General features: G+C 63.0%; 22 protein-coding genes and 1 riboswitch. Of the genes, 9 read left to right on the plus strand and 13 right to left on the minus strand.

Translation table 11 applies throughout. The annotated features are described in order from the left end of the window. From RBB16_RS01115 to RBB16_RS01125, 3 genes are all read left to right on the plus strand, one after another. The gene (locus RBB16_RS01115) at nt 1-1,314 is read left to right on the plus strand and encodes a pitrilysin family protein (RefSeq protein ID WP_306044364.1); all 1,314 of its coding nucleotides are present in this window, start codon (nt 1-3) and stop codon (nt 1,312-1,314) included. A 60-nt stretch (nt 1,315-1,374) separates the two neighbouring features. Continuing rightward, nucleotides 1,375-1,710 carry a zinc ribbon domain-containing protein YjdM gene (locus tag RBB16_RS01120; protein WP_306044365.1) on the plus strand — a complete coding sequence of 112 codons (336 nt, stop codon included), beginning with the start codon at nt 1,375-1,377 and terminating at the stop codon, nt 1,708-1,710. Nucleotides 1,711-2,027: 317 nt separating this feature from the next. Continuing rightward, entirely contained in the window at nt 2,028-4,508 is a 2,481-nt protein-coding gene (locus RBB16_RS01125; protein ID WP_306044366.1) for an FG-GAP-like repeat-containing protein, read from the plus strand. A gap of 109 nt (nt 4,509-4,617) precedes the next feature. On the opposite strand, the gene RBB16_RS01130 is transcribed toward RBB16_RS01125, so the two are convergent. Genes RBB16_RS01130 through ilvD form a run of 4 tightly spaced genes read right to left on the minus strand, consistent with a single transcriptional unit; the run spans nt 4,618 to nt 8,264 of the window. Continuing rightward, on the minus strand, nt 4,618-4,995 hold the full coding sequence (locus tag RBB16_RS01130; RefSeq protein WP_306044367.1) for a hypothetical protein: 378 nt from the start codon (nt 4,993-4,995) through the stop codon (nt 4,618-4,620). 13 nt (nt 4,996-5,008) lie between these two features. Beyond that, on the minus strand, nt 5,009-5,764 hold the full coding sequence (locus RBB16_RS01135) for a DUF6478 family protein (protein WP_306044368.1): 756 nt from the start codon (nt 5,762-5,764) through the stop codon (nt 5,009-5,011). Between the two features lie 60 nt (nt 5,765-5,824). Next, entirely contained in the window at nt 5,825-6,550 is a 726-nt protein-coding gene (locus RBB16_RS01140; protein ID WP_306044369.1) for a hypothetical protein, read from the minus strand. Then, the gene (gene ilvD, locus RBB16_RS01145) at nt 6,531-8,264 is read right to left on the minus strand and encodes a dihydroxy-acid dehydratase (protein WP_306044370.1); all 1,734 of its coding nucleotides are present in this window, start codon (nt 8,262-8,264) and stop codon (nt 6,531-6,533) included. The genes RBB16_RS01140 and ilvD overlap by 20 nt, the downstream gene beginning before the upstream one ends. 127 nt (nt 8,265-8,391) lie before the next feature. On the opposite strand from ilvD, the gene RBB16_RS01150 reads away from it, so the two are divergent. From RBB16_RS01150 to RBB16_RS01165, 4 genes are all read left to right on the plus strand, one after another. Next, the gene (locus RBB16_RS01150) at nt 8,392-9,282 is read left to right on the plus strand and encodes a CPBP family intramembrane glutamic endopeptidase (RefSeq protein ID WP_306044371.1); all 891 of its coding nucleotides are present in this window, start codon (nt 8,392-8,394) and stop codon (nt 9,280-9,282) included. A 71-nt stretch (nt 9,283-9,353) separates the two neighbouring features. Then, nucleotides 9,354-10,298: an acetyl-CoA carboxylase, carboxyltransferase subunit beta gene (gene accD, locus RBB16_RS01155; RefSeq protein WP_306044373.1), complete on the plus strand. Its 945-nt coding sequence runs from the start codon at nt 9,354-9,356 to the stop codon at nt 10,296-10,298. Further along, nucleotides 10,291-11,571 (plus strand): folylpolyglutamate synthase/dihydrofolate synthase family protein, encoded by a 1,281-nt coding sequence (locus tag RBB16_RS01160; RefSeq protein ID WP_306044374.1) that lies wholly within the window; start codon nt 10,291-10,293, stop codon nt 11,569-11,571. The genes accD and RBB16_RS01160 overlap by 8 nt, the downstream gene beginning before the upstream one ends. 279 nt (nt 11,572-11,850) lie before the next feature. Further along, nucleotides 11,851-12,060: riboswitch (cobalamin riboswitch) on the plus strand. Between the two features lie 70 nt (nt 12,061-12,130). Continuing rightward, nucleotides 12,131-12,514: a hypothetical protein gene (locus RBB16_RS01165; RefSeq protein WP_306044375.1), complete on the plus strand. Its 384-nt coding sequence runs from the start codon at nt 12,131-12,133 to the stop codon at nt 12,512-12,514. 3 nt (nt 12,515-12,517) lie between these two features. Here the strand turns inward: RBB16_RS01165 and RBB16_RS01170 are convergent, their stop codons facing one another. Genes RBB16_RS01170 through RBB16_RS01185 form a run of 4 tightly spaced genes read right to left on the minus strand, consistent with a single transcriptional unit; the run spans nt 12,518 to nt 16,391 of the window. Beyond that, nucleotides 12,518-13,435 (minus strand): metal ABC transporter permease, encoded by a 918-nt coding sequence (locus RBB16_RS01170; RefSeq protein WP_306044376.1) that lies wholly within the window; start codon nt 13,433-13,435, stop codon nt 12,518-12,520. Continuing rightward, complete coding sequence (locus RBB16_RS01175; protein WP_306044377.1) at nt 13,432-14,637, minus strand: metal ABC transporter permease; 1,206 nt, start codon at nt 14,635-14,637, stop codon at nt 13,432-13,434. The genes RBB16_RS01170 and RBB16_RS01175 overlap by 4 nt, the downstream gene beginning before the upstream one ends. A gap of 3 nt (nt 14,638-14,640) precedes the next feature. After that, on the minus strand, nt 14,641-15,408 hold the full coding sequence (locus RBB16_RS01180; RefSeq protein WP_371931201.1) for a metal ABC transporter ATP-binding protein: 768 nt from the start codon (nt 15,406-15,408) through the stop codon (nt 14,641-14,643). Nucleotides 15,409-15,446: 38 nt separating this feature from the next. Beyond that, nucleotides 15,447-16,391, minus strand: coding sequence for a metal ABC transporter solute-binding protein, Zn/Mn family (locus RBB16_RS01185; protein ID WP_371931198.1), 945 nt, complete (start codon nt 16,389-16,391; stop codon nt 15,447-15,449). A gap of 156 nt (nt 16,392-16,547) precedes the next feature. Here RBB16_RS01185 and RBB16_RS01190 point away from each other — a divergent pair, with 156 nt between their 5' ends. Further along, nucleotides 16,548-17,231 (plus strand): IclR family transcriptional regulator, encoded by a 684-nt coding sequence (locus tag RBB16_RS01190; protein WP_306044379.1) that lies wholly within the window; start codon nt 16,548-16,550, stop codon nt 17,229-17,231. Between the two features lie 34 nt (nt 17,232-17,265). Here the strand turns inward: RBB16_RS01190 and zapE are convergent, their stop codons facing one another. Beyond that, nucleotides 17,266-18,351, minus strand: coding sequence for a cell division protein ZapE (gene zapE / locus RBB16_RS01195; RefSeq protein ID WP_306044380.1), 1,086 nt, complete (start codon nt 18,349-18,351; stop codon nt 17,266-17,268). A gap of 127 nt (nt 18,352-18,478) precedes the next feature. Between zapE and RBB16_RS01200 the strand changes: the two genes are divergently transcribed. Then, nucleotides 18,479-19,723, plus strand: a complete 1,245-nt coding sequence (locus RBB16_RS01200) for an MFS transporter (RefSeq protein WP_306044381.1) — start codon at nt 18,479-18,481, stop codon at nt 19,721-19,723. On the opposite strand, the gene RBB16_RS01205 is transcribed toward RBB16_RS01200, so the two are convergent. The 4 genes from RBB16_RS01205 to fghA are packed head-to-tail and all read right to left on the minus strand — an operon-like array spanning nt 19,720 to nt 22,992. Further along, nucleotides 19,720-20,634, minus strand: coding sequence for an alpha/beta fold hydrolase (locus tag RBB16_RS01205; protein WP_306044382.1), 915 nt, complete (start codon nt 20,632-20,634; stop codon nt 19,720-19,722). The two genes, RBB16_RS01200 and RBB16_RS01205, sit on opposite strands and share 4 nt — an antisense overlap. Next, entirely contained in the window at nt 20,619-21,536 is a 918-nt protein-coding gene (locus tag RBB16_RS01210) for an ornithine cyclodeaminase family protein (protein ID WP_306044383.1), read from the minus strand. Before RBB16_RS01210 ends, RBB16_RS01205 begins: the two co-directional genes overlap by 16 nt. Beyond that, on the minus strand, nt 21,533-22,156 hold the full coding sequence (locus tag RBB16_RS01215; RefSeq protein WP_306044384.1) for an HAD family phosphatase: 624 nt from the start codon (nt 22,154-22,156) through the stop codon (nt 21,533-21,535). The genes RBB16_RS01210 and RBB16_RS01215 overlap by 4 nt, the downstream gene beginning before the upstream one ends. Next, complete coding sequence (gene fghA / locus RBB16_RS01220; protein ID WP_306044386.1) at nt 22,153-22,992, minus strand: S-formylglutathione hydrolase; 840 nt, start codon at nt 22,990-22,992, stop codon at nt 22,153-22,155. The genes RBB16_RS01215 and fghA overlap by 4 nt, the downstream gene beginning before the upstream one ends. Nucleotides 22,993-23,033 lie beyond the last annotated feature (41 nt).

Genomic DNA, 23,033 nt, shown 5'->3' on the forward strand with positions numbered 1-23,033 from the left:
ATGTTCCGCATTCTTGCCTTCGTCGCCCTCACCCTTGCCGCCACCCTGCCCGCCCGTGCGCAGGTGGATATTCAGGAGGTCACCTCGCCCGGTGGCCTGACGGCCTGGCTGGTCGAGGATCATTCCATTCCGTTCGTGGCGCTAGATATCCTGTTCGAAGGCGGCACCTCGCTCGACGCGCCCGACGCGCGGGGGGCAACCTATCTGATGACCGGCCTGCTGGAAGAAGGCGCCGCCGACATGGACAATGCCGAGTTCGCGGCCCGATCCGAGGCGCTGGCGGCCTATTTCGGTTTCGATTCCTACCGGGACTCGATCAACATCACCGCCCGTATGCTGACCCAGAACCGGGACGAGGCCGTTGACCTGCTGCGCGCGGCGCTGGTGGACCCCAGTTTCGAACAATCCGCCATCGACCGGGTCCGCACGCAGGTTCTGTCGATCATCGACAGCAATCAGAACGACCCGTCGGACCTCGCGTCCTCTGAACTCTACGCCCAGACTTTCGGGAATCATCCCTATGGGTCGGACCATGAGGGAACGGCCGAAAGCGTTCAGGCCCTGACCCGCGACGATCTGATTGCCGCCCATCGGGGCGCGCTGGCCCGCGACCGGGTGCATATCGGCGTGTCGGGCGACATCACGCCCGAAGAACTGGGCCTGCTGCTGGACCGCCTGCTTGGCGATCTGCCCGAAACCGGGGCCGAGATGCCCGGTGACGCGCCTTACAATCTGACCGGCGGCATCACCGTCATTGACTACCCTACACCCCAATCCACCGCCTTCTTCGGCCATGCCGGCATTGAACGGCACGACCCGGATTTCTTCGCCGCCTATGTGCTGAACCAGATCCTTGGCGGCGGCAATTTCCGGTCCCGCCTGATGCAGGAGGTGCGGGTGGAACGCGGCCTGACCTACGGCATTTCCACCTTCCTCGTGCTGTTCGATCACGGTCCGATGATGCTGGGGCAGTTCTCCTCCTCCAACGATCTGGTGGCCGAGGCCATCGACGTGCTGCATGATCAATGGGCCGATGTTGCCGCCAATGGGGTCACGGCAGAGGAACTGGAGGCCGCCCAGACCTATCTGACCGGCGCCTATCCCCTGCGCTTCACAGGCAACGCCACCATTGCCGGCATCCTCTCGGGCATGCAGATCGACGAGATGCCCATTGACTACATCAACACCCGGAACGATCAGGTCATGGCCGTGACGTTGGAGGATATTTCCCGTACCGCCGCCCGGCTAATGGACCCGGAGGGGCTGCATGTGGTGGTGGTCGGGCAACCAGAGGGGCTTGAGACCGGGAATTGACCAAGGGCCGCGACGGCAAGTGCGCTTCCCCACCCCGATCGCCACGGCTATAGGCAGGCCATGACTGACACCCTGCCCCCGTGCCCCGCCTGTTCCTCTGCCTATACTTACCAGGTGGATGCGTTGCTCAACTGTCCGGAATGCGGCCATGAATGGGCCGCTGGTGAAGCGGAACAGGAGATCACCCGAGACAGTGTCGGCAATCCGCTGGCGGATGGGGACACCGTGACCGTGATCAAGGATCTCAAGCTCAAGGGCACGTCCACGGTGGTCAAGGTTGGCACTAAGGTGCGTAACATCCGGCTGGTGGACGGCGATCACGACATCGACTGCAAGATCCCCGGCGTGGGCCAGATCGGGCTGAAGTCACAATTCGTCAAGCGGGTTGCGGACTAGGCAGCCCCGGCGGCGCAATGCAGGCGGTTTCTTCATGCATCCGGATCGCGCCAGCCTAGTCCAACTGCCCATGACAGCGCAGGGCGCGGTTTTGGCATACACGGGGAACCGCCCTGACCGGTGAATTCATCAGGTTTTGCAGGAACGGCAGTAAAAGCGCCAGAAACACGTCCAATGGATGCCATATTTTGACGTCACCCTGTCCGCCCAAGCCATAAGCCAAAATCTACCCAATCGAGTGATTCCAAATGTGCACAATCTGTGTTGCCGTCCGCCCGTATGATCCTGACTGCGTCTACACGGCCCTGACCAACGAGATGGCAGAAGTCCCGGAAATCCCGTCGGCACCGGCCTCCGTTTCGACGACGAATGTCATGTCGGTCGGTGACAGCTTTTCCGGCACTATCGATTCCCTTGGCGATGCCGATTGGGTCGCCATCAGCCTGTCGGCGGGCACAGCATACGAGATCCGGATTCTGGCGGACGGGGCGGGCACAGGCACATTGTCCGACTCCTACCTGCGTGTCTATTCGGAAACCGGATCGCAGATCGCAGAGAACGACGATGGCGGGGCGAACCGCGATTCCCGCCTCGTTTTCACCCCGACAAGCGACGGGACCTACTATCTGAGTGCGCGTGCCTGGAACGACAGCGCCACCGGCACCTATCAGATCACCGTCGAGCCCTATGCCAACAGCATCACCGAAGGCAGCCTTGATGAACTGGCCGCATTCCTGACAGACGGGTACTGGAGCTCGGTCGGTGGAACCCGCCATGTCTTCGACACGTCCAGCAGCAACGAGATCACGGTCAACATCACCGCATTGGATGACCGGGGCCAGTTTCTGGCCCGCGCCGCCATGGAAGCGTGGACCGCCGTGGCCGACATCACGTTCCGTGAGGTTACAAGCGGTGAACAGATCACCTTCACCGACACTCAGAGCGGCGCCTTTGCCTCCTATTCCTCTCTCGGCCCCTACACGACCTCCGCCACCGTCAACATCTCCAGCTCGTGGCTCGACACCTATGGTGCCGGCTATGACGACTACAGCTTCTCCACCTATATCCATGAAATCGGACATGCGCTCGGACTCGGCCATCAGGGGCCCTATAACGGTTCGGCCAGTTATCCCTTTGACGCAGCCTTCAGCAATGACAGCTATCAGTTGTCGGTCATGTCCTATTTCTCGCAGACCGAAAACACGGATGTGGATGCAAGCTATGCCCTTCAGGTGACTGCGATGGCGGCAGATATCGTCGCAATCCAGAACCTCTACGGAGCACCGGATGCCTCTTCACCCACCGCGGGCGATACGACATATGGCGTGGGCCAAACCATAGGCGGCTATCTGGGCGATCTCTTCGATATCGTGACCACGGGGCAGGACTCGAACAATCGCTATGACAACGGCCCCATTGCCTTCACGCTCTACGATCACAGCGGCATTGACACGGTCAATCTCAGCAACGACACCACGAACCAGCTTGTAGACCTGAACAGCCTTGGAATCTGGAATGTCTTCGGGCTGACCGGGAATGTCGTCGTGGCAAGCGGCACGGTTATCGAGAACTATATCGCCGGTTCCGGGAACGACACCATCATCGGCAATGCGGCCCAGAACTACCTGTCTGGCGGCGCTGGCAATGACACGCTTACCGGTGGCGCAAACGTTGACACCTTCGCCTATACCGGCGGCGCTGACGTGATCACCGACTTCTCCGGTGATCTGGTCGATATCGACGCGACTCTGTGGTCAGGCAACTTCAATGCGTTGATGTCGAATGCCGTGTTCCTGGATGGCAATCTCGTTCTGCATTTCGGCTCCGGTAATTCCCTGACATTCAACGGCCTAACCAGCACCTCCGCCCTGAACGGACGCATCCTGGGTGTGACCGCCGACGATGCTGCAAGCGACCTGACCGGCGATGGCACCTCCGACATCCTGTGGCGCAACGGGACGACGGGCCAATACGGCATGTTCGACATGGCGGGCGGCACGACGAGCTGGAGCGTTCTGGGGGCCGAAAGCACCGCCTGGCATATCGCGGGTCTTGGCGATTTCGACGGGGATGGGACCGACGATATTCTCTGGCGCAATGACAGCTCCGGCGGCATCGGCTTTTCCGACATAAGCTCGGGCATCCCGGTCTGGAATGCCTTGGGGCAGGCCAGTTCCGCGTGGGGCATCGTGGGCGTCGGCGATTTCAACGGTGACGGCACCGACGATATCCTCTGGCAGAACAGCAGCAATGGCGGCGTGGGCATGTTCGCCATGTCGGGCGGCACGGCGACCTGGCAGACGATCGGCGGCTCATCCGCGCCTTGGGAGATCGTGGCGACCGGCGACACGACCGGCGACGGGATCGACGATATCATCTGGCGGAACTCCACGACCGGGCAGGTGGGCCAGTTCGAGATGTCGGACAGCGGAACGGCCAGTTGGAGCGTCGTTGCCAATGTCTCGACCGACTGGCGACTGGTGGGCACCGGGGATCTCGATGGCGATGGCACGGATGACCTGCTTTGGCGGCACGAAAGCTCGGGCGCGGTCGGATATTACGCCATGGGTTCCGGCACGCCGACCTGGCAGGGCCTAGGGCAAGCCAGCTTCGACTGGGATATCGTCGGAACCGGCGACTACAATGGCGACGGCACCGACGATATCCTGTGGCGCAACGTCAATACCGGGACTGTCGGCATGTATGACATGGATGGCGGGCCGAACTGGCAGACCATCGGCCAGGCCGGGTTGGATTGGGACGTCGAGGGGCAGTTCGTGGACGAGTTCGTGTTCTGACCTGCGCTTTCATCCGGGACGAAAGCGATTCGGAAGCATGTCCTGCTCATTCCCTGACCATCTTCTTGGTCGAACCGCAAACACCTTACCCGCTGGCCCGACCGCAGGCTCAATCGGCCCCGGTTTCCACGCAGTGGCGGCGAAAGCTTCGTTTCAGCAGGTCCAGCTCCTCTCGCAGGAATTCGACCTCGGCGCGGATGTCGTCCTCCAGCGGTTCGCCAGCCAGAATGGTGATTCGATCCAGCACTTCACCATCCTCGGAACTGCGAAGCTGGATGGTCTGAACCCCGTCGCACAGAACTTCTGAGGGAATGTCGAAGCCAAGCAGGAAGTGCCCCGGATGCCCTTCCATCGGGGTGATCTCGGGCAGGCCGATGACACGGTCATGATGGACGGCCTCGACCACCGGCGCAGCGGAAGAGGCGTTCAGAAGCCCTTCGTAGCGGCCGGCTTTCAGACGGGTTTTGACCAGGCTCGATTCGGACATCGGCAGGGTTCCTTCACAAATCGGCGCGGGGGGCGCGGGTCAGCGTCAGGTCGCTCAGCAGCACCTGATTCATCGCGGGATTGTCAAAGATCAGGTCGATCCAGGCTTTCTCCACCCGCTTTTCATTGATGTTGGAATAGGCCAGATCGAACTCGGCCAACCCCACATCGTCGGACAGGTCCAGCTGCCGCACCATCTGTTCGGTATTGGGGCCATGCTGCACGTTCAGCCGCGCATAGATTTCGATCGGGTTTTCGCGGATCACGCGGGCGCGCAGACTGAAATAATGGTTGCGCGTGATGCCGGAAATCGCCGCATCGGGCAGGGACAGGACCAGCGACAGAAAGGACCCGTCGAAGCGGTAGACATCCAGCAGCAGCCCGAAGGCCGAGGACACCGAGGGATCGGTGTTGCGGGTCTGGCGCAGGGTGATCTCGGACCGGGCGCAATCATGAAACAGCGTCACGCTGTCGGTCAGCTTGTGCGGGGACGGCACTTCCACCACGCCGGAGGGCACGCGGGGGGCGGTCCAGGGATCGGGCCGCCAGGCCCAATCGCATTGATCGGGGCGCAGGATTTCGGATTGCCCATCCGGGATCAGGCCCGCTTCGGCGGAGGCCACGAACAGATCGAGCTTGCGGCGCAGTCTGCGCGCGGTACGCTGCAGATCCTGCGCCTCCTGCGCTGGCAGGGCACCGGCGTGATCGGCCAGCGCCGTCCAGCGCTCGACCGATTTTCTCAGCATCCGTTTTTCCAGAAAACCGCTCATGTCAGCTGCCAAACGCTCCCACTCGTTCCGCGATGTGCCAAGGGTTTTACCCCTGATCCCTTAACCGCCCATTATTCTCCGAAACAGCCCGACATTCCAGAGCGTTCCGCGCGGCTGCGCGGGACTGGCCGGGACCGCTGCCGGGGCAGCCGGGGCAGCCCCGGTTTCGTTTGCAAGCTGCACCGCCCGGGTGAATTCGCGCAATGTCTGCAATCCGCTGTCAGAGGAAACCGGGCTGTCATCGCGGCCCAGAACCGTCAGCGTTGCAATCCGGTCGCCTACATCCAGATAGGACCGCCAGTAATCGGCCGAGACATTCTGGATCTCGCTGGCACTGCTGTCGCTGGCACGCAGATAGAACACATCGCCTTGATGGAAACTGTCCAGAACCTCGACCGTGTCAGCCTCGCCCGCGCGGCTCAGCAACTGGCGGCCTTCTTCGGATGCGAAAAACGCGCTCAGATCCGGAATCGCGTCGCGCAGGGTCTGGCTTGCATCGGCCTCGGACAGGGACGCCGTCAGAACAGCCGGGACCGAGGGCTGCCCAGCGCTGCGGCGGCCCGAGATCACCGCGCAATTGCCCATCAGGACAAAGGCCGTATCGCCACTGTCGCGGGTGGAATCGGGATCGACGCAGAAGCCTTCCGGCCCGGCCACCGTCACCATGTCAGAGGTCACGGACACGGCCCGCACCGGCGGAGACCCGGACGGTCCGCCACCCAGCCGCCCGCAGGCAGCGACCAGCAACACTGTCAGGACAAGCGCCCTAGAGGTCCATATAGACATGCCGTTCCTCTTTTCCGCCCGGATGAGTCACCGCGCCATATTTGGCCGACCCCACCAGCTGCGCGTATTTCCACAGCGCGCCCGAGGCATAGATGGTTTCGCGCGGTCCGGCCCAGGCAGCCTTGCGCGCGGCAAGCTCCTCGTCGTTCAGCGCAACCGACAGCTCTCCGGTTACTGCGTTGATGGTGATCATGTCGCCGTCTTCCAACAGGGCAATCGGCCCGCCATGGGCGGCCTCCGGCCCCACATGCCCCACGCAGAAGCCCCGCGTCGCGCCGGAAAAGCGCCCGTCGGTGATCAGCGCCACGGATTTCCCCATGCCCTGACCGGACAGCGCCGCGGTGGTCGCCAGCATCTCGCGCATTCCCGGCCCGCCTGCGGGGCCTTCGTTGCGGATGACGATCACATCGCCTTCCTTGTAGGACCGCGCCTTGACCGCCTCGAACGCGTCTTCCTCGCATTCGAAGACCCTCGCGGGGCCGGTGAACACCTGTTCCTCCGCGCTCATCCCGGCGACCTTCACGATGGCCCCATCTGGGGCGAGGTTGCCTTGCAGCCCGACCACGCCACCGGTTTCCGTCAGCGGCGTCTCGATCGGGTGGATGACCTTGCCATCGGCCTCGCGTTCGATCCGGTCCAGTTCCTCACCAATGCTGCGCCCGCTGGCGGTCATGCAATCCTCGTGGATCAGCCCGGCCTTGCGCAGCTCTTTCATCACCACGGGTACGCCGCCCACCTCATAGAGATCCTTGGCCACATACTCTCCACCCGGTTTCAGGTTCACGAAATAGGGCGTGTCATGGAAGATCTCGCAAACGTCCTGAAGGTTGAAGTCGATCCCCGCCTCATGCGCAATCGCGGGCAGGTGCAGCCCGGCATTGGTACTGCCGCCGGTGCAAGCCACGACCCGCGCCGCGTTCTGCAAGGATTTCAGCGTCACGATATCCCGTGCGCGGATATTCTTTTCCAGCAGGTTCATCACCGCATCGCCCGAGGCGGTGCCATATGCATCTCGGCTTTCATAAGGCGCGGGCGCACCCGAGGAATTCATCAGCGCCAGCCCAATCGCCTCGGACACGCAGGCCATGGTGTTGGCGGTGAACTGGCCGCCACAGGCCCCGGATGACGGGCATGCGATCTTTTCCAGCGCCCGCAACTCCTCGTCCGAATTGGCCCCGGCCTGATGACGGCCGACAGCCTCGAACACATCCTGAATCGTCACGTCCTTGCCCTTGTAGCGGCCCGGCAGGATCGAGCCGCCATAGATGAACACCGAGGGCACATTGAGCCGCACCATCGCCATCATCATTCCCGGCAGCGACTTGTCGCAACCCGCAAGCCCGACCATTGCGTCATAGCAATGGCCGCGCATCGTCAGTTCCACGGTGTCGGTGATCGCATCGCGACTGGCCAGCGATGCCCGCATCCCCTCATGGCCCATGGCAATGCCATCGGTGACGGTAATGGTGGTGAACTCGCGCGGGGTGCCGCCCGCGTGCTTGACGCCCATCTTTACCGACTGTGCCTGCCGCGACAGGGCGATGTTACACGGCGCGGCCTCGTTCCAGCATGTGGCGACGCCAACGAAAGGCTGGTTCACCTCCTCCTCGCTCAGCCCCATGGCATAGAGAAACGACCGATGCGGCGCGCGCGCGGGGCCGATTGTGGTGTGCCGGCTTGGCAGATGAGATTTGTCTTTCGGACCCGTGGTCATGCTGATCTTCCCCTTACCAAAGCGCTTGCTTTCAGGAATAGAGTGCGCGACTCCCCCACACAAGCGCGATTGCCGCTGACCGCCGGTCAGGGTATGGTCTCGCAAAATGGCAGGCAGGCCCGAGCGAATGAGTTACAAAGCCCATAACGCCTATGTGGCGCCAGCACAGCTACGGCCTCAGATCGGCTGGTTGATGCTTGGATTCGTACTGGCCTGCGTGATCTGCGTGCTCTGGGTCATTGCACTCTTTGGCACAGTCTTCCTGACTGCCGGTGTCGAAGGCGGGCAAGCCTGGATCGACCGCATGACGCGGGCCGATACGCCCACCTCGACCCTGCTGGTCATCGCCACGCTTTGGGGTCTGGCCTTCGGCGTCATGGCCGTGGCCCCCCTGATCCATCGCCGCAGCGCCTGGACGCTCTTCGGCCCCTGGCGGCGGATGCGGCGGCATTTCGTGATTGCCACTCTGGTCTGCCTGGCGGTGCTTGCGGCCTCGGCCATCATCCCCTTCGGCTATGATCCGTTGCCGGGGCTGGACCTGCCCCTTTGGCTCAACTTCCTGCCCCTGTCGCTGCTGGTCATCCTAGGCCAGACCGGGGCGGAGGAGCTGTTCTTTCGCGGCTACCTGCAACAGCAACTGGCCGCCCGGTTCAACACGCCGCTGGTCTGGATGGGCCTGCCCTCGATCCTCTTCGGCCTCGCGCATCTGGATCTGTCCAACGGCCCGCTCCTCGCCTGGCTGGTGGTGGCCGCAACCGGGCTTTTCGGTCTCTGCGCCGCCGATCTGACGGCCCGCACCGGCAATATCGGCGCCGCCTGGGGGTTTCACTTCGCCAATAACGTGGTGGCGATCCTTGTCGTCTCGCTCAGCGGCACGCTGTCCGGTCTTGCGCTCTACGTCACGCCCTTCGGCCCTGCGGAAACCGAAACGCTGGTTCCCCTGCTTCTGCGCGACATGGCCACGACCATCGCCATCTGGGCCGCGATCCGCTTTGTCCTCGCAAAGACCGGGCGTTAGGCCACGCTGCAATTGCATTTCCCGTCCCCGCGTCATATCTGGGCGTGGACGGTCGCAGAAACGGACAGCTCATGAACTGGATCACCAATTACGTCCGCCCCCGGATCAACTCGCTCTTTTCCCGCCGCGAGGTGCCGGAAAATCTTTGGTCCAAATGCCCCGAATGCGGCACCATGCTGTTTCACCGGGAACTGTCGGACAATCTGAACGTCTGCACCGGCTGTGACCACCACATGCCGCTGACCCCGCGCGCCCGGTTCGAGGCGCTGTTCGACGGCGGCGTGTTTTCCGAGGTGCAGGTGCCCGTCCCGGTCCCCGATCCGCTGCATTTCCGCGACCAGAAGAAATATCCCGACCGGATGAAAGCCGCCCAGAAGGGCACCGGAGAATTCGAGGCGATGCTGGTTGCCGAGGGCGAGATCGACCGCACCCGCATCGTCGCCGCCGCACAGGACTTCACCTTCATGGGCGGGTCCATGGGCATGTATGTGGGCAACGCGATTATCGCAGCCGCCGAACGCGCCGTGGAACGGCAATTGCCGCTGGTCCTGTTCTCTGCCGCCGGCGGCGCCCGCATGCAGGAAGGCATCCTGTCGCTGATGCAGATGCCCCGCACAACCGTCGCCGTGCAGATGCTGAAAGAGGCGGGCCTGCCTTATGTCGTCGTGCTGACCCACCCGACCACGGGCGGGGTTACGGCCTCCTACGCCATGCTCGGTGACGTGCAGATCGCCGAACCCAATGCGCTCATCTGCTTTGCCGGTCCCCGCGTGATCGAACAGACCATCCGCGAAACGCTGCCCGAAGGCTTTCAGCGCTCCGAATACCTGCTGGATCACGGCATGCTGGACCGCGTGACGCATCGCAAGGACATGAAGGATGAGCTTGTGACCATCCTGCGGATGCTGACCGGCCAGCCGCCCGCCGTGAAGGGCGACCTGCCCGCGCCGGAACCGGAGGCAGAAACATCTGCACCCGAAGCGTCCGAAGAAGAGGCTGCCGACAAGAATGGCTGAGGCCCGTTCCGACATCCTCCTTGACCGGATGATGTCGCTGCACCCGAAAATCATCGACCTGACGCTCGACCGGATGCACCGGCTGCTGGCTGCATTGGGCCACCCGGAGGCGCAGTTGCCCCCCGTGATCCACGTGGCAGGCACCAATGGCAAAGGCTCCACCCTCGCCATGCTGCGCGCCGGAATCGAGGCCGCGGGTCAGGCCGCCCATGTCTATACCTCGCCGCATCTCGCGCGCTTTCACGAACGCATCCGGCTGGCGGGTGATCTGATCGACGAGGATCTCCTCAGCGACATTCTCGACGAATGCCTTGCCGCCAATGGCCCCGATGCGATCACCTATTTCGAGATCACCACCGCCGCCGCCCTGCTGGCCTTCACCCGTGTGCCCGCCGACTGGACCCTGCTGGAAACCGGCCTTGGCGGGCGGCTCGATGCCACCAACGTGGTGGACCAGCCCCGGCTGACCATCATCACGCCGGTCGATCTCGACCATCAGCAATATCTGGGCGAGACCCTGGCCGAGATCGCCACTGAAAAGGCCGGGATCATGAAACGCGGCGTGCCCTGCGTCGTCGGCCCGCAACAGGACGAGGCGCTGGACGTGATCGAGGCCCGCGCCGCCCGTCTTGGCGCCCCCCTGCTGGTCCATGGCCAGCACTGGCATGTCTGGGAAGAACGCGGGCGGCTGGTGTTCCAGGATGAAACCGGCCTGCTCGACCTGCCGCTGCCAAATCTCGTCGGGGCCCATCAGGTGATGAACGCGGGCGCAGTTCTGGCCGCCCTGCGCCACCTCGGCTTTGACGAAGCGACCTGCGAGGCCGCCGTCACCCGCGCCGAATGGCCCGCAAGGATGCAGCGCCTGAAAACCGGCCCGCTTGTAGACATGGCCGATGCCGCCGGCAGCGATCTCTGGCTCGATGGCGGCCACAACCCCGCCGCCGCGCTGGCCATCGTCGAATCACTCTCGCGCCTCCCGGTGAAACCCACGCATCTCATTTGCGGGATGCTGAACACCAAGGATGTCGGCGGCTTCATGCGCCCGCTGGCCGGTGTCGCTGAAAGCCTCCACGCCGTTTCGATCCCCGGTCAGGCCGCGACTCTCTCGGCCGAAGACACCGTCGCCAAGGCCCGTGCCGCCGGGCTGAGCGCCGAAACCGCCAAGGACGTGCAATCCGCCCTGTCCGCGATCCTGTCAGAAGCCCCCGGTTCCCGCGTTCTCATCTGCGGCTCCCTCTACCTCGCGGGCGTGGTGCTCCGGACACACGGCTAATCCTCCCGGCCCTTTCATCTTGGCACCAAATACCTCCGCCGGAGGCTCCCCAACCCCGAAGCCCGCTCAACGGCGGAATACCCGCGACTCCCGACCCACGAATCCGTGGCAACGCGGCCCGACGAGGGCCCCGAAGGGGCCTGAGGAGGGCCGCTCCCCGGTCGACGCCGGCAGGCGGCGAAACCGGTTTTTGTCTGTACGGGGGGTGCACAGGGGGTGTACGCCCGGTGTACGGGGGGCACCCCCTGATTTCCCCCCATTGACCACAGCTTCCATCCTGCGCAATGTGACCCCGATGGTTCCCCGAAGCGCTGCGCCGAGGGGATGAAAAGGGAATGCGGTGCGGGGTCTCCCCAATGCCGCAACTGCCCCCGCAACTGTAAGCGGAAAGCGCCCCCAATCGCGCCACTGGTTCAGGGACGAACCGGGAAGGCCGGGGACCGCATCGACCCGCGAGTCAGGAGACCTGCCATCCGTATTGAAACCTGAAGGCGGGGTGTCCTTCGAGGGGGTTTTCACAGCCCTCCCGACCCGTCTGATCCAAAGCGCGGAGGGCGCGATGATCATCACCGAAGACGGCTATTCCTATAGCTGCACCACATGCCCCAAGACCGGCCAGCCCTGTGCCGCCGGCCTCAGGCTCGCCCGTCAGCTCGGGGCCGCCCTGCGGGCTGGCGAAGGCACGATCCAGGAGGATTTCGAGATGACCGGACATGGGCAACTCAGTGGCGACTGCGGGAGGAAATGTGGTGTTGTATATAGTCTCTATAACAGGGGATTTCGTGTCTTCTGCGGTGTATCGCAAGACACCGATCCCGAGGCGCTGATCCGCTTCTCCGACGCGTTTCTGGGCGATGGTCCTATTGCTCGCGGACCGGTTCCACGTGCCATGGTTGTAGGCTCTCGAATTGCCCGGCACCCCGTCCCAACGGTCCGGGCCTGACCCTTAGCCCCGCGCGCCTCCTCGTGCGGGGCCGAACAGGGCCGCAAGCCCAAGAATGATCCCCGACACGGTTGCGATCATCCCCGCAGCGCTGACCGAGTCTCGTGCGCCCAGCCAAAGCGGCCCGTAGCCTGCCAGCACATAGCCAAGCACGGCGGACAGCGCGGCAAAAACCACGCTCCACCCCACTTGCGCCCCAAGTCGGTTGGTCATCAACCGCGCCGCGGCAGGTGGGCAGATGAACATCGCGATCACGATGATCGACCCAACAGCATCGAACGCCGCCACGGCAGCCAGTGCGGACACCGCCACAAGCGACATGCCGATCAGGTTGGTCCGCATCCCCATGACCTGCGCAAAGCCCTCATCAAACGTGGAAATTTTCAGGGGTCTCCAGAACAGCCAGACAAACGCAACCACGCCAATCATGGACAACCCCATGCGAAAAAGCTCGGGCGGCAACCCGGCCAGCGCCACCGGATCCAGCAACGAACCCCACCCGAACGCATCCAGCCAGATCAGGCTTTCCAGATTGCCCATCAGCGCATGTTCCACATCGAGGTGAACGGTGGAGGTGTCCGACCTCTCCAACAGCAGCACACCGCCCGCGAACATCGTCGTGAACACCACGCCCATGGCGGCCCCCGGCTCGATCCCTCCGAGCCGTCGAATGGCCTCGATCAGCAGCACGGCCAGCAGGGCGGCGGCAGCGGCGCCGATCATCATCGGCCAGGCCGTCACCGTTCCGGTGATCAGGAAGGCCACGACGATGCCGGGCAAGACCACGTGGGAAATCGCATCTCCGATCAGGGCCTGCCGCCGCAGCACCAGGAAATTGCCCGGAAGCGCGCAGGCAATCGCCGCGAACACACCGATCAGGATGGGTGTCAGGCTAAGGGGAACGAACTCTGCGCCGCTCATGCCGGGACCTCCTGCGGCGCGGCCAGATGCGTGTCTATTTCAGCCAATTGGTCTCGAGTCACGACGGTTTCGATCGGTCGCATCCCGTCATAAAGCGCCGCTGCGGCCTCGTGATCGGGCATGGCGCGCAGGATCTCCCACCGTTTTTCGTCCAGCAGGGCCTTGGCGGCGCGGGCGCGTCCGGCCTCGGTCGCCACGCCATCGGGACGCGACAGGCCCGCACGGTGCAGAAGACGAACAGTGTAGCGTTCATAGATCGGCTGACCATGCGCCAATGCCAGCAGCCCCTGACGCAGATGGACCCGTCGCTGAAACGCGATGTGGCGCAGAACAGCGGCCAGAACGCCGCGATTGGGGGCCAGGAACAGCGACAGGGCGAAGACTGTGAACCCGGTCAGCACGATGATCGGGCCGGTTGGTAGTGCCGGGGCAGAGGCCGAGATGGCCGCGCCGACAAAGCCCGACGCCCCGCCGATGAGACCGGACAGAAGCCAGACCCTTTCGGTCCTGTCCGTCCAGAACCGCGCGGTGACGGGGGGAATGATCAGAAGCGCCACAATCAGGATCAGCCCGACGACTTTCAGCCCGACGACGGTCACGGCCATGACCAGCCCCATTGTCGCAAGATCGACCTGCCGAATGTTCAGCCCCCGCGCGGCGGCGTAGTCCTCGTCGAAGGCCACCATGATCATCGGTCGCCGCAGGATCAGCGTCAGGATCAGGGTCAGCGCCCCTCCGGCCGCGATCAGAAGCGCGTCAGAGCGGAGCATTCCGGCGGTGGAACCAAGCAGCAAGCTGTCCAACCCCGCCTGACGCCCGGATTCCATCGTCTGGATCACGGTCAGCAGCACGACTCCGAACCCGAAGAACACCGACAGCACCGCGCCAATCGCGCTGTCCTCGGCCAGCCTTGTGCGGCGCGTCAGCCATTGCACGGCCAGAAGGCCAAGGGCGGCTGTCACCGCCGACCCGGCCAGTAGCCCCGCCAGGTTCCGGCCGTCCCCGCCAAGCGCCACCATCACGATGAAGGCCAGCCCCACTCCGGGCAGCGTTGCGTGGCTGATGGCGTCGGAGACCAGCGACCTGCGGCGCAGGAACAGGAAGGTTCCCGTCACCCCGGCGGCAAACCCCAACAGGGTCGCGCCAATGGCAACAAGCGTGGCGTTGTAGCCAAGCTGAAGGGTCAGCGCCTGCCACAGCATGTCTTACCCCGCGACCGGAATGCCCGCGACCTGCGCGGTTGCCAGCCGACCGCCATAGGCGGCTTGCAGATTGGTCTCGGTGAAGGCATCCGCAACAGGGCCTTCAGCGATCTTGCTGGTGTTCAGGATCAGGACGCGGTCGAAATAGTCGGTCACAGTGGACAGGTCGTGATGCACGGACACAACCGTCTTGCCCTCTGCCTTCAACGTCTTCAGCACGGCGATGATCGCCTTTTCCGTAGCGGCATCAACGCCCGCAAAGGGTTCGTCCAGCAGGTAGAGGTCCGCCCCCTGGGCCAGCGCGCGGGCGAGAAACACGCGCTGTTGCTGTCCGCCGGACAGCTGTCCGATCTGCCGATCCGCAAATTCGGCCATGCCCACACGGCTCAGACAATCCAGCGCACGGGCGCGGTGGCGGGGCCGCACAAGGCGCAGCAGGCCAAGTTCGCGCGACAAGCCCATCAGAACCACATCCAGAACCGTTGTCGGGAAATCCCAATCGACGCTGGCGCGCTGCGGGACATAGGCGATGCGGTGGCGTTGGCTGTTCAGGGGGCGGCCAAAGACGCTGACGATACCGGACAGGGGCCGCAAGATGCCCAAAGATGCCTTTAACAGGGTCGATTTTCCGGCCCCGTTCGGCCCGATGATCGCGGTCATGGAGCCTTCGGGGAAGGTGGCATCAACGGAAAAGACCACAGGCTTCTGCCCATAGGACACGGTCATGCCCCGGATCGACATCGGGGCGGTTTCGGGGGCGGCACCCGTCATGGTCTGTCCGTTCGTGCTGGCCAGTGCAATCCGTGTCATCACATACCCGCGGAAAGCTGACCGGTCATCCCGCGTTCCGGGGCGGAGCCGCCGAGCGACCGGGTGATGGTGGTCACGTTGTGGTCGATCATTCCGATATAGGTGCCTTCGTAGCTGCCTGGTTCCCCCATGGCATCGGAAAAGAGCTCTCCTCCGATATGCACCTCGTGTCCTCGGGACGCCGCACCTTCGATCAATGCCCGGATATTCCGGTCAGAGACGGAGCTTTCGACGAAGACAGCACGGATATTGCGGGTCACCAGCAGATCCACAAGGTCTGCGATCCGGGCGAGACCTGCCTCGCTTTCGGTTGAAATACCCTGAATCCCCAGAACCTCGAACCCGTAGGCATTGCCGAAATAGTTGAAGGCATCATGGGCGGTCAACAACACGCGCTGATCCTGCGGCACGGTCGCCAGAGCATCGGTGGAATAGGCAGAAACAGTCTCTAACCCGGCCAAAAACGTCTCTGCATTAGAGGAATAGGCGTCGGCATTTCCGGGATCGGCAGAGATCAGGGCATCACGGATGGTTTGCGCCACGGTCTGCCACAGGTCTGGCACCATCCACACATGCGGGTCAAAGCGGTTGTCATAATCCTCATGTGCCAGCAGCAGGTCGCGCGGCAATCCCTCGGCCACGGCGATAACGGTGCGGCGGCGGGACAGATCTTCGAAAAACTCTTCCATCTGCGCTTCGAGATAGAGCCCATGCCACAGCACCAGATCGGCGCGGGTCATGGCGACGATATCGCTGCGAGTCTGGCGATAGGCATGCGGGTCAACGCCCGGCCCCATCAACGCCTGCACCTCTACGTGATCCCCGCCGATCTGGCGGGTTGTATCGGCGATCATGCCGGTCGTGGCGACAACGGTCAGTTGCGCCGCTGCCATCGTGGCGGAGGTCAGGAAGATTGAGAATGCCGTTGTCAGGCGGGTCAGCATTGCTGCACCTTTTTGATGATGTCAGAATAATAATGAGAATGATTTGCAAGAAGTCAATGCAGTTGCGAGTCATTTGCATCTTTTCCAGCACGTTTCGACTGGACAGCCCCAAGCAGTGGCGCAAGATCTAGGCATCTCAACGGTTCAGGGGCTCAAATGGCCAACACGCGCATCGAATCGGTCGAGAAGGCCATGTCGATCCTGTCAGCCTTTTCCAGCCAGCGGCGGCGGATGAGCCTGGCGGAACTGGCCGAGGAGACCGGGCTGCACAAAAGCACGGTGCTGCGGCAGGCCAATTCCATGCAGCTCTATGGCTTCCTGACCCGTGACGCAGATGGGCGTTATGGTATCGGTGCATCCGTCTGGCGGTTGGGGCTCTTGTTCCGGCAGGATTACCAGAATGGCGCCACGATCCGGCCGGTGCTGCGCGACCTGGTGGAGAAGACCGGGGAAACCGCGTCGTTCTATGTGCGTGCGGGTGAGGATCGTGTCTGCCTTTACCGCGAAAACTCGCCCAACCTGATCCGCTATCATCTGGAAGAGGGGATGCGCCTGCCGATGGATCGCGGGTCTGTCGCCATGGTGCTACGCCGCTGCGCCGGGGAACCGGTGCCCCATGCGTTGGAGTTCACCCCGGCCGGATCTGTCAATCTGGCGGGTGGGCGCAACCCCAATATCTCATCTGTTGCAACACCGGTCTTTTCGGCGGATGGGCAGTTGATGGGTGTCTTGGCAGTTTCCGGTCTGAGCACACGATTTGACGAAACCCGAAGGGCTGCCGCATTGAAACTTGTCGAGGCTCATGCCGAGGCGCTGCGGGACCAGCCAGCCCCGGAGTAACGTAAAAACAGTCTCTAACTAAGGGGTTTTGGCTCTACTCCGTGGCCCAATCAGCGCTTTGCATTTCTCTCAATCGCGATGCGGTGCGTTCGAATTCGAAACTGCCAGACCCTTCGAGATAGAGCCTTTCCGGCTCTTCCTCTGCCGATATGATCACCCGCGTCCTTGCTTCATAGAGAGCATCAACAAGGGTCACGAACCGCTTGGCTTCATTGAATTTCGAACTGTCCAGACGCGGCACGTTTTCCAGCACCAGCAGCTTTACCGCCCCGGCCAGCGCCAGATAATCGGCCGGTCCAAGCGCCTGCCCGCAAAGATCCCAGAACTCCGCCCGCGCCATACCAGCCCAGTAGCGGGGCAGATGCACCTCTCGGCCTTTGACCTCCAGCACCAGCTCTTCGCTTTTGCCGCCGGTCAGATCGCGCCAGATTTCGTCGATGGCCCGGCGGGACTGTGCGTTGGCCGGGGCGAAATAGGTGCGTTCCCCGGCCAGGCGGTGCTGGCGGTAGTCGGTCAGGCTGGCGATTTCATGAACTTCCAGCTTGTCGTTCAGAATGTCGATGAAGGGCAGGAACAACTGCCGGTTCAAACCGTCCTTGTAGAGACCTTCCGGCGGGCGGTTCGAGGTGGTCACCACCACCACCCCTGCATCGAACAGCATCTGGAACAGCCGCCCGACGATCATCGCATCGGCAATGTCGGTGATCTGCATTTCATCGAAACACAGAAGGTCCACGTCGCGGATCACCGCCTCTGCCACCGGTTTCAGCGCATCCTCGGCCCCGGATTTGCGCGCCTCATGCAGACCGGACTGAATCTCTTGCATGAAGGCGTGGAAATGCACGCGCCGTTTGCGCGACACCCCGGCATGGGCATGGAACAGGTCCATCAGCATGGACTTCCCGCGCCCGACCCCGCCCCAAAGGTAAAGCCCGCGTGTTCCGTCCGGCACCGCTGGCTTGAAGAACCTGCCCAGGAACCCTGTAGGCTTGGCGGGCCGCTCCTCCAGCTTTTCGCGCAGGTCTTCCAGAAGCAGAAGAACCTCTCGTTGCGCCGGATCGGGGCGTAACAGGCCCTCGGCCACGCGGGTGTCGTAGATGGCTTGAAGATGCTGAGACATATCAGGTTGGTAGCGCGAAGCCGCGCCGGTGATCCACACAAAAACTGACGTGGCGGATCAAGATTTCTGATTTGACAGGGCAGGAGTGCTGACCCACTGTCACCGGACGCGACTTTGGACCCTTGCCATGCCCCAGAAATCCCCCCTCGTCACGCCCGTCCTGATCGGCGGATGCCTGATCATCCTGCTGTCTTTTGCCGTCAGGGCCAGCTTCGGCGTGTTTCAGATCCCCATTGCCGAGGAATTCGGCTGGCCGCGGGCAGAGTTCAGTATGGCCATCGCCATCCAGAACCTGGCATGGGGTATCGGGCAGCCGATCTTCGGGGCCATCGCGGAACGGTTCGGGGATCGCAAGGCGCTGATCCTGGGGGCCCTGGTGTACGCCATCGGGCTGGTCCTGTCGGCGGGCGCGACCCTACCCATTCAGCACCAACTGCTGGAAATCCTCGTAGGATTCGGCATTGCGGGGACCGGTTTCGGCGTCATCCTGGCCATTGTGGGCCGGGCCACTTCGGATGAGAACAGGTCGATTTCCCTTGGAATCGTGACTGCCGCGGGGTCCGCCGGGCAGATCGTGGGGGCGCCTTTTGCCGAGGCCCTGCTTGGCATGATGAGCTGGCAGATGGTCTTCCTGATCTTCGCCGGGATCATCCTTCTGACCGTGCTTGTGCTGCCCTTGCTGAAGGCCCCGCCCATGGCCAGCAAGGCAGAGATCGAGGAAAGCATGGGCCAGATCCTGAAGAAGGCGTTCAAGGACCCGTCCTTCACGCTGATCTTCGTTGGCTTTTTCTCCTGCGGGTATCAACTGGCCTTCATCACCGCCCATTTCCCGGCATTGGTGACGGAAATGTGCGGGCCGATCGTGCCCGGCTCGATGCTGCACAGTATCGGGATCACCTCGACCTCGACCCTCGGGGCGGTTGCCATTTCTCTCATCGGGTTGGCGAATGTCGTTGGCACCATCACGGCGGGCTGGCTCGGCACGAAGTTTCCCAAGAAATACCTGCTGGCGCTGATCTACACGGGCCGCACCATCGCGGCGGCGATGTTCATCCTGTTCCCGATCACGCCGCTGACTGTCGTCGTATTCTCCGTCGTCATGGGCTCTCTGTGGCTTGCCACCGTGCCGCTGACCAGCGGGCTGATCGCTTATCTCTACGGGCTGCGCTACATGGGCACGCTTTACGGAATCGTCTTCTTCAGCCACCAGTTGGGCGGGTTTCTGGGCGTGGTCTTGGGCGGCTGGATGTATGACCTCTACGGCGACTACAGCGCCGTCTGGTGGATCGGCGTGGGGGTCGGGGCGCTGTCGGCAGTGGTTCACCTGCCGATCAACGAAAAGCCCCTGAACGACCGAGCGGCGGTGGCTTAGGCGGGGCCGATGGCCTCGGCCACCTGTTCCGCATGGGTATAGGTCAGTCGGTGATCGGCTTCAATCAGGGTGATCTGCCGGGCAGAGGGGTTGAGCGTCTCCAACCGGTCCCGGCAGGTGATCGGAATGACGGTATCCTCCGCACCCCAGATCGCCAGAACGGGAGTTTCCACCGCCGCAATGCCTGTGTGTAGCGCTGACTGATCATCCGACAGGATGCCGCGCTGTGCGGACAGGATGGCCCGCAGGGTGCCCTCGACGGCCAGTTCGTCCAGCGCGCGGTTGGTGATCGCATCGGCCACCGGGTCCGCGCCGTCGCCCTCGCCATAACCCCCGCGCAGCTTGCGGGTGCCAAGAACCTCCATCATCCAGTCGCCGACCAGCGGGCTTTTGGCCACGATGTCGGAGAACCGCCCGAGCGCGTGGCCCAGACCTGCCGGAGCGAGCAGGATCAGGCGAGAGACTCTCTCAGCACGGGCCGCCGTGAACGCCGCTGAAATCGCCCCGCCCATGGAATAGCCCATCAGGGTGAACGGGCCGCTCACCCCCTCCGCATCCAGCAGATCCTGCAGCTGCCGCAGGAAGAAATCCGCATTCTGACGCCCTGGCGGACGGTCGGAATAACCGCGGCCGTAAAGGTCATAGGTCAGCACCCTATAGCCTAGCCCGGTCAGATGCGGCAGCAGCGGCCCCCAGACAAAGGAGGGCGTGGACAGACCATGCACGCAGACCAGAACCGGGCCACCCTCCGGCCCGTGCCATTCGGCATGGGTGAGACCCTGGGACAGCGATACCAACCGTCCAGGCATGTGGCTGCGCAGGTCGTCGACCCGCCGCCGGTTCAGGCGCGCGCCCAGATAGCTGCCACCATGGGCCAGCGCCGCAGCGCCTGCGATCAGCGGGATTGCCATGCGTCGAGGATGTAGCGGCTTGTCATCAGGTCGAGATGCGCGCCGCCACCGTTCTTGAAGAGCGTGATTTCACCGTCGCTGCGACGGGTCATTTTGCCAGCCTCCAGATCGTAGAAGTCCGAGAGGATATCTTCCTTCGTGATCAACCCCCGGTCAATCGGGTCCTGAATCTCACCGATATGGCCGATCGTGGTGTCGCGGCTGTCCACGTGGATCGCGCTACGCAGGATCGCCGCGTCGTTCACTTCGCGCATATCCGGGCGATAGGCCCCGATGATGTCGATATGCTGGCCGGGCTGAAACCAGTCGCCGTTCAGAATGGGGTCCGTCACCATAGTGGCGGAGGTCACGATATCGGCCCCGCGCACGGCGGTTTCCAGATCGGGGGCGACCTCGGTTCCCGGGTATTCTTCGGCGAAGGCCTCGGCCTTGGCGAGGGTGCGATTCCAGATCTGGAAGCGGGCATCGGGGAACAGCGCGCCATAGGCTTCGCGCAGAGAATGGCCAACAGCGCCCGCGCCAACGATCAGAATCGTTTCACTATCCTTCCGGGCCAGTTGTGCCGCGCCAAGCAGGCTGCCGCCCGCCGTCTTCCACTTTGTGACCAGTTCAAAGTCCACCAATGCCAGCAACCCGCCATCCTCGTCGGAATAGACATTCACCGCCCCAAGGATCAGCGGTTTGCCATTGCCGGGATTGCCGGGGAAGATGTTGGCGGTTTTCACCGCCGATCCAACCCCGTCGATCCAGGCCGCGCGCGACAGCAGCGTGTCGTCCCCACGATAGAGCAGCGTATCGCCGATCTCGGCCTTGGGCAGCCGGTGCCCCGCGCGCAGGGCATCCATCAGGCCCTGCCATGTCAGATGCGCCTCTGCCTCGGGTCCGATGATGTCGATGCTCATGGGCGGGTCTCCTTCTCGGTCAGCAGGCCATGAGCGATGAGCGTCCTTGCCCATCCTTCCGGCCCTTCGAACAGATGCGTGTGCCAGCCGCGTGCTTGGGCGGCGTCGATATTCTCTGCACGGTCGTCGGTAAACAGAAGCGACGCACCGGAAAGACCGGAATCAGTCTCTAACACGGCATAAAACGCAGGGTCCGGTTTGATCAGCCCATGGTGGGCCGAGATATAGGACCGGTCGAACTCGGTCAGGAATTCATACTCTGCACAGGCGGCATCGAATGTTTCCCGACCGAAATTGGACAGGGCAAAGACGGGGATGCCCTTGGCGCGCAGCTTGCGAAGCAGGTGCACACTATGGGGGATGGCGGGGCTGGCCATGTCCAGCCAACGGTCATGCCAGAGCCTGATTTCGTCTCTGAACAAGGGATTTTTATCCGCCAACGCATAGACGGACTGTTGGAATGGATTGCCCTTGTCGATACCGAGGTTCATGCCCTCCAGATCGACGGCGGCGAAAAGCTCTCGCCGCCGATCTTCGCCGAAAAGCCTGTCATAGAGCCGTTCCGGCGCCCATTCGATCAGGACGTTCCCGATATCGAAAACGACCGCCTCGACGCTCATGCACTGACGCCGTAAAGCGCTTCGGCGTGGAAGCTGATGTGATCTTCGATGAAGGTCGAGACAAAGAAATAGGAATGGTCATAGCCGGGCTGCATGCGGATGGTTCCGGGCTGGCGACGGGCGGTCATGGCCTCGGCCAATGCTTCGGTCTTCAGCAGGTCGCCGAACTGGTCGGCGGTGCCCATGTCGATCAGGACCGGGCCGGGAAAGCCCTTGGCCCGCATCAGCATCGTGGCGTCATGCGCTTCCCACAGGGCGGTGTTGTCGCCCAGATAGGCCCCAAGCTGTTTGCGACCCCAGTCGCTTTCCATCGGGTTGCAGATGGGTGAAAAGGCCGAAACGCTGGCGAAGCGGTCGGGGAAGCTCATGGCGATGGTCAGTGCGCCGTGGCCGCCCATGGAATGACCGGTGATGCCCTGACGGCTGGCATCCAGCGCGAAGCGATCGAAGACGAGGTTTGGCAGATCCTCGGTGATGTAATCCCACATCTGGAAATGCTCGGCCCACGGGTCTTGCGTGGCGTTCACGTAGAACCCGGCGCCCTGCCCCAGATCGTAGGCGTCATCATTCGGCACACCTTCGCCGCGCGGGGACGTATCGGGGAAGATCAGAGCGATGCCCTGCTCGGCGGCCCAAAGCTGTGCGCCCGCCTTCACCATCGCGTTTTCATGGGTGCAGGTCAGACCCGACAGATACCACAACACCGGAACCGGGGCGTCCTCTGCCTCTGCGGGCAGGAACAGGCCAAAGGTCATGTCGGTGCCGGTCGCGCTGGAGGCGTGGCGATAAACGCCTTGGGTGCCGCCGAAACACCGGTTTTCTGAAATCGTTTCCATGGGTCGTCCTCCGCAAAAGCTTTCGCCAAGGCGTAACGCGG

The sequence above is a fragment of the Nioella sp. MMSF_3534 genome (assembly GCF_030732985.1).
In the GTDB taxonomy this organism is placed as follows: Bacteria; Pseudomonadota; Alphaproteobacteria; order Rhodobacterales; family Rhodobacteraceae; genus Nioella.